Origin of the sequence: Mesorhizobium sp. M7A.F.Ca.CA.001.08.2.1 (genome assembly GCF_003998455.1) — a bacterium.
Classification (GTDB): domain Bacteria; phylum Pseudomonadota; class Alphaproteobacteria; order Rhizobiales; family Rhizobiaceae; genus Mesorhizobium; species Mesorhizobium ciceri.
In genome coordinates, this window is record NZ_RZPW01000512.1 from 1 (window position 1) to 4623 (window position 4623).

General features: G+C 64.6%; 5 protein-coding genes. All 5 read right to left on the reverse strand.

Going from position 1 to position 4623, the window contains the following annotated elements:
* Positions 1-1178: universal stress protein (locus EN914_RS25090; RefSeq protein ID WP_164778889.1), on the reverse strand; the 1178-nt coding region annotated here is incomplete at its 3' end.
* A gap of 54 nt (positions 1179-1232) precedes the next feature.
* The gene (gene kdpC / locus EN914_RS25095) at positions 1233-1799 is read right to left on the reverse strand and encodes a potassium-transporting ATPase subunit KdpC (protein WP_024502784.1); all 567 of its coding nucleotides are present in this window, start codon (positions 1797-1799) and stop codon (positions 1233-1235) included.
* A 74-nt stretch (positions 1800-1873) separates the two neighbouring features.
* Positions 1874-3967 carry a potassium-transporting ATPase subunit KdpB gene (gene kdpB / locus EN914_RS25100; protein ID WP_024502785.1) on the reverse strand — a complete coding sequence of 698 codons (2094 nt, stop codon included), beginning with the start codon at positions 3965-3967 and terminating at the stop codon, positions 1874-1876.
* Positions 3964-4161 (reverse strand): hypothetical protein, encoded by a 198-nt coding sequence (locus EN914_RS25105; RefSeq protein WP_224621338.1) that lies wholly within the window; start codon positions 4159-4161, stop codon positions 3964-3966. The genes kdpB and EN914_RS25105 overlap by 4 nt, the downstream gene beginning before the upstream one ends.
* A 25-nt stretch (positions 4162-4186) precedes the next feature.
* Positions 4187-4623, reverse strand: a 437-nt coding sequence (locus EN914_RS25110) for a potassium-transporting ATPase subunit KdpA (protein ID WP_206527233.1), incomplete at its 5' end; no start/stop codon positions are given.

Sequence of the window (4623 nt, forward strand, 5' to 3'; positions counted from 1 at the left end):
GCCTTGACGCTCCGCGACGCCGCCTCGGTGCCGCGTTCGCTTCCCGAAATGACATGGACGCTGATATCGCCGGCATTGCGGATGAGATCGTAGGTGAGCGAGCCTTCGATCAATTCGCGCCAGCGCGACCGGGTCGGCCTGCCCACGACGATATGGGTAAAATTGTTCGCCGTCGCATAACGCACGATGTCCTGCGCCACATTCTGACCCGGAATGGTCGTCACCTCGGCGCCAAGCTGCTGGGCAAGGCGCAGGTTCGTCGCCAGCCGGTCCTTGTCATCCTCGGGCATGCTGGCCGAGCGCGTGCTGTCGACGTGCAGCGCCGTCCAAGGAGCACGCAGCCGGTCGGCCAGCCTGCGTGCATAGCGCACGCGGGCCGCTCCTCCAGGTCGCGCGTCGAGGCAGACGAGGACCCTTTCGCCTGCCGCCCACGGTCCGGGAATGGCGTGCGCCTGCATATGGATGAGCAACTGGTCGTCGACACGCTGCGCGGTGCGGCGCAGCGCCAGTTCCCTGAGCGCCGTCAGATTGCCCGGTGAGAAATAGTTCTCGATCGCGCGCTGCGCGGTGTTGGGGAAATAGACCTTGCCTTCCTCGAGCCGCTTGATCAGGTCGTCGGGGGTGAGATCGATGATCTCGACATCGTCGGCCTGGTCGATGATGGAATCGGGAACCGTCTCGCGGACCCTGACCTTGGTGATCTGGGCGACGACGTCGTTCAGGCTTTCGACATGCTGGATGTTGAGCGTCGTATAGACGTCGATGCCGTGCGTCAGGATCTCCTGGACGTCGAGGTAGCGCTTGGGATGGCGGCTGCCGGGCGCATTGGTGTGGGCGAGTTCGTCGACAAGAACCAGCGCCGGGCGCCGGGCGAGGATGGCATCGATATCCATCTCGTCGAGGATGCGCCCCTTGTAGTCGACCTTGCGGCGGGGAATGACCTCATAGCCCTCGACCAGGGCCAGCGTCTCCTTGCGGCCATGCGTCTCGACGACGCCGATCACCACATCCACGCCGTCGGCCAGCCTGGCGCGGCCCGACATCAGCATCTCATAGGTTTTGCCGACGCCGGGTGCCGCGCCGAGGAAAATTCTCAGGCGGCCGCGACCCTCCCGCTCGGCATGGTCAAGCAGTGCGTCGGGCGAGGGTCTGGTGTCGCTGCTTCTGTCGTCAGGCATCGGGATCGATCATGGATGGCGCCGGGGGTACTGTCGATCCCCGGCCGCCGCCATTCACTCTTTCGCTACGTCCAGCGCAAGGTTGAGACCGAGCACATTGACCACAGGCTCGCCCATGAAGCCGAGTTCCCTGCCCTCGACTTGGGCATCGACAACCGCCTTGACCCTGGCCTCCTCGATGCCCCTGGCCTTGGCCACCCGGGCGACCTGGAAGTAGGCGGCTTCCGGGCTGATGTCGGGATCGAGGCCACTGCCGGACGTCGTCACCAGATCCATCGGAACAGGCTGGTTCGGGTTTTCCGCTTTCAACTTCTCGGCGTCGCCCTTGATGCGGTCGATCAGCTTGGGACTGGTCGGGCCGAGATTGCTGCCGCTCGAGGCGGCTGCATTGTAGCCGTCGCCGGCAGCCGAGGGGCGGCCGTGGAAATACTTGTCGCTGGCAAACCCCTGGCCGATCAATTCGGAGCCGATGATCTTGCCGTCCCTCTCGACCAGGCTGCCATTGGCCTGCCGCGGAAACAGCGCCTGGGCGATGCCGGTCATGCCCAGGGGATAGATCAGGCCGGTCAGGACCGTGAAGAAGACGATCATGATGATCGCGGGTCTTATCTGGGTGAGCATGGAGATGTTCCTCAAAGCAATTCCAGGAAAAGTGTGAAGCGGTTTTCCCTAGGGAATTGCGTTAAAACAAAGAGTTAAGCGAGGCCAAGCGCGGTGACGATCATGTCGATCGCCTTGATGCCGACGAAAGGCACGATGAGGCCGCCGAGGCCGTAGACGAGAAGATTGCGGCTGAGCAGCGCGCCGGCGCCGATGGCCCGATATTTGACGCCCTTCAGCGACAGCGGGATCAGCGCGATGATGATCAGCGCGTTGAAGATGATGGCCGACAGGATGGCACTCTGCGGCGTCGCCAGATGCATGACGTTGAGTGCCTGCAGCGGGCCGGTCGTCTGTCCCGGTGCGACGTAGAAGACGGCGAACATCGCCGGGATGATGGCGAAATACTTGGCGACGTCATTGGCGATCGAGAAGGTCGTCAGCGAGCCCCGCGTCATCAAGAGCGCCTTGCCGATCTCGACGATCTCGATGAGCTTGGTCGGATCGCTGTCGAGATCGATCATGTTGCCGGCCTCGCGGGCGGCGACCGTGCCGGTGTTCATGGCGACACCGACATCGGCTTGCGCGAGGGCCGGCGCATCGTTGGTGCCGTCGCCGCACATGGCAACCAGCTTGCCCTTGGCCTGTTCGTCGCGGATCAGCTTCAGCTTGTCCTCCGGTGTGGCCTGGGCGAGGAAGTCGTCGACGCCGGCTTCCGCAGCGATGGCCGCCGCCGTCATCGGGTTGTCGCCGGTGATCATCACCGTGCGGATTCCCATGCGGCGCAGTTCGGTGAAGCGCTCCCTGATACCGCCCTTGACGATGTCCTTGAGGTGGATGACGCCGAGCAGGCGGCCGTCGCGTTCGACCGCCAGCGGCGTGCCGCCGGACTTGGCGATCTCGTCGGCGATGGCCTGGAGATCCCTGACGGTATCGCTGCCGGGCCGCGTGGCATGGGCTGCGACCGTCGATTGGTTGACATGAGCAAGCACGGAATCCACGGCGCCCTTGCGCACCGACGAACCATCGATGTCGACGCCGCTCATACGGGTCTGTGCTGTGAAGGGCACGAAGGTGGCGTGCAGCGTTGCCATGTCGCGGGCGCGGATGGCGTATTTCTCCTTGGCCAGCACGACGATGGAACGGCCTTCCGGCGTTTCGTCGGCGAGCGAGGCAAGCTGGGCCGCGTCGGCCAGTTCCTGTTCGGTGACGCCCTTGACCGGGCGGAACTGCGTCGCCTGGCGGTTGCCGAGCGTGATCGTGCCGGTCTTGTCGAGCAGCAGCGTGTCGACGTCGCCTGCGGCTTCCACGGCGCGACCCGACATGGCCAGCACGTTGAATCGCACCAGACGGTCCATGCCGGCGATGCCGATGGCCGAAAGCAGCGCCCCGATCGTGGTCGGGATCAAGGTGACGAACAGCGCCACCAGAACGGTCACCGAAATATAGCCGCCCGAATAGGAAGCAAAACTCGGGATCGTCGCGGTGGCCAGCACGAAGATCAGCGTCATGCCGACGAGCAGGATGTTGAGCGCGATCTCGTTCGGCGTCTTCTGGCGCTCCGCACCTTCGACCAGCGAGATCATGCGGTCGAGGAAGGTGTGGCCGGAAGCCGCCGTGATGCGCACGCGAACCCAGTCGGACAGCACCTGCGTGCCGCCGGTGACCGCCGAACGATCGCCGCCGGATTCGCGGATCACCGGCGCGGATTCGCCCGTGATCGCGGCCTCGTTGACCGAAGCGACGCCTTCGATCACTTCGCCGTCGGACGGGATGATGTCGCCGGCCTCGACCAGCACGGCATCGCCGACCTTGAGGCTGGTGCCGGGCACAAGTTTGTATTTGGTGCGGTCTTCACCGGTCAAAAGCTTGGCCTTGGTCTCGGTGCGTGCCTTGCGCAGCGAATCCGCCTGCGCCTTGCCGCGGCCTTCTGCGACCGCTTCGGCGAAGTTGGCGAACAGCACGGTGAACCAAAGCCAGATGATGATCTGCAGCGTGAAGCCGAGATTGCCGCCGCCGGAGACCAGGTCCTTGACGAACAGCACAGTGGTGAGCGCCGAGACGACGGCAACGACGAACATCACCGGGTTCCTGGCCAGCGTGCGCGGGTCGAGCTTGCGGAAGGCGCCGCCGATGGCGGGAAGCAGGATGCCGGCATCCATGATGCTGGCTGATTTCGAGTTGCTCATTTTGAAGCTCCGGCTTCGGTGTTGTTGGACGGCACCGGATGATCGGATGCCGAAAAGAGATGGGGCGGCCCGTAGGCCAGCAGCCAGAGGACGAGCATGACTGCCGCAAGGCCGAGAAACGTCGATAGGGTCGGGAAAGGAGGAGGTCCCTCCTCCTTTCCGTGATCGTCCCTGTGGGCGACCTTGCGGCGCATGGCATTGAACCACGACATGGCGGCCTCAGAAGGTCTGCCCGTGAGCCATCGCCAGGTGCTCGATGATCGGTCCGACGGCGAGCGCGGGGAAGAAGGTGAGGCCACCGACGATCAGGATGACGCCGACCAGCAGCCCGACGAACAGCGGGCCATCGGTCGGGAAGGTGCCGGCGGAGGCCGGAACCGTTTTCTTCGCCACCAGCGAGCCGGCAATGGCCAGTGCCGGGATGATGACCAGGAAGCGGCCCATCAGCATGCCGATGCCGATGGTGATGTTGTACCAGGGCGTGTTGCCGCTGAGGCCGCCAAAGGCCGAACCGTTGTTGGCCGCCGCCGACGTGTAGGCATAGAGGACCTCCGAGAAGCCGTGCGGGCCGGCATTGCCCATCGACGCCACGCCGGTCGGCAGCACGACGGCGATGGCCGTGAAGATCAGCATCGCCAGCGGCAGGCACAATATGG

Coding starts and splice junctions, on each gene's coding strand:
- kdpC (WP_024502784.1), bottom strand. CDS start 1,799: ATGCTCACCCAGATAAGACCCGCGATCATCATGATCGTCTTCTTCACG.
- kdpB (WP_024502785.1), bottom strand. CDS start 3,967: ATGAGCAACTCGAAATCAGCCAGCATCATGGATGCCGGCATCCTGCTT.
- EN914_RS25105 (WP_224621338.1), bottom strand. CDS start 4,161: ATGCGCCGCAAGGTCGCCCACAGGGACGATCACGGAAAGGAGGAGGGA.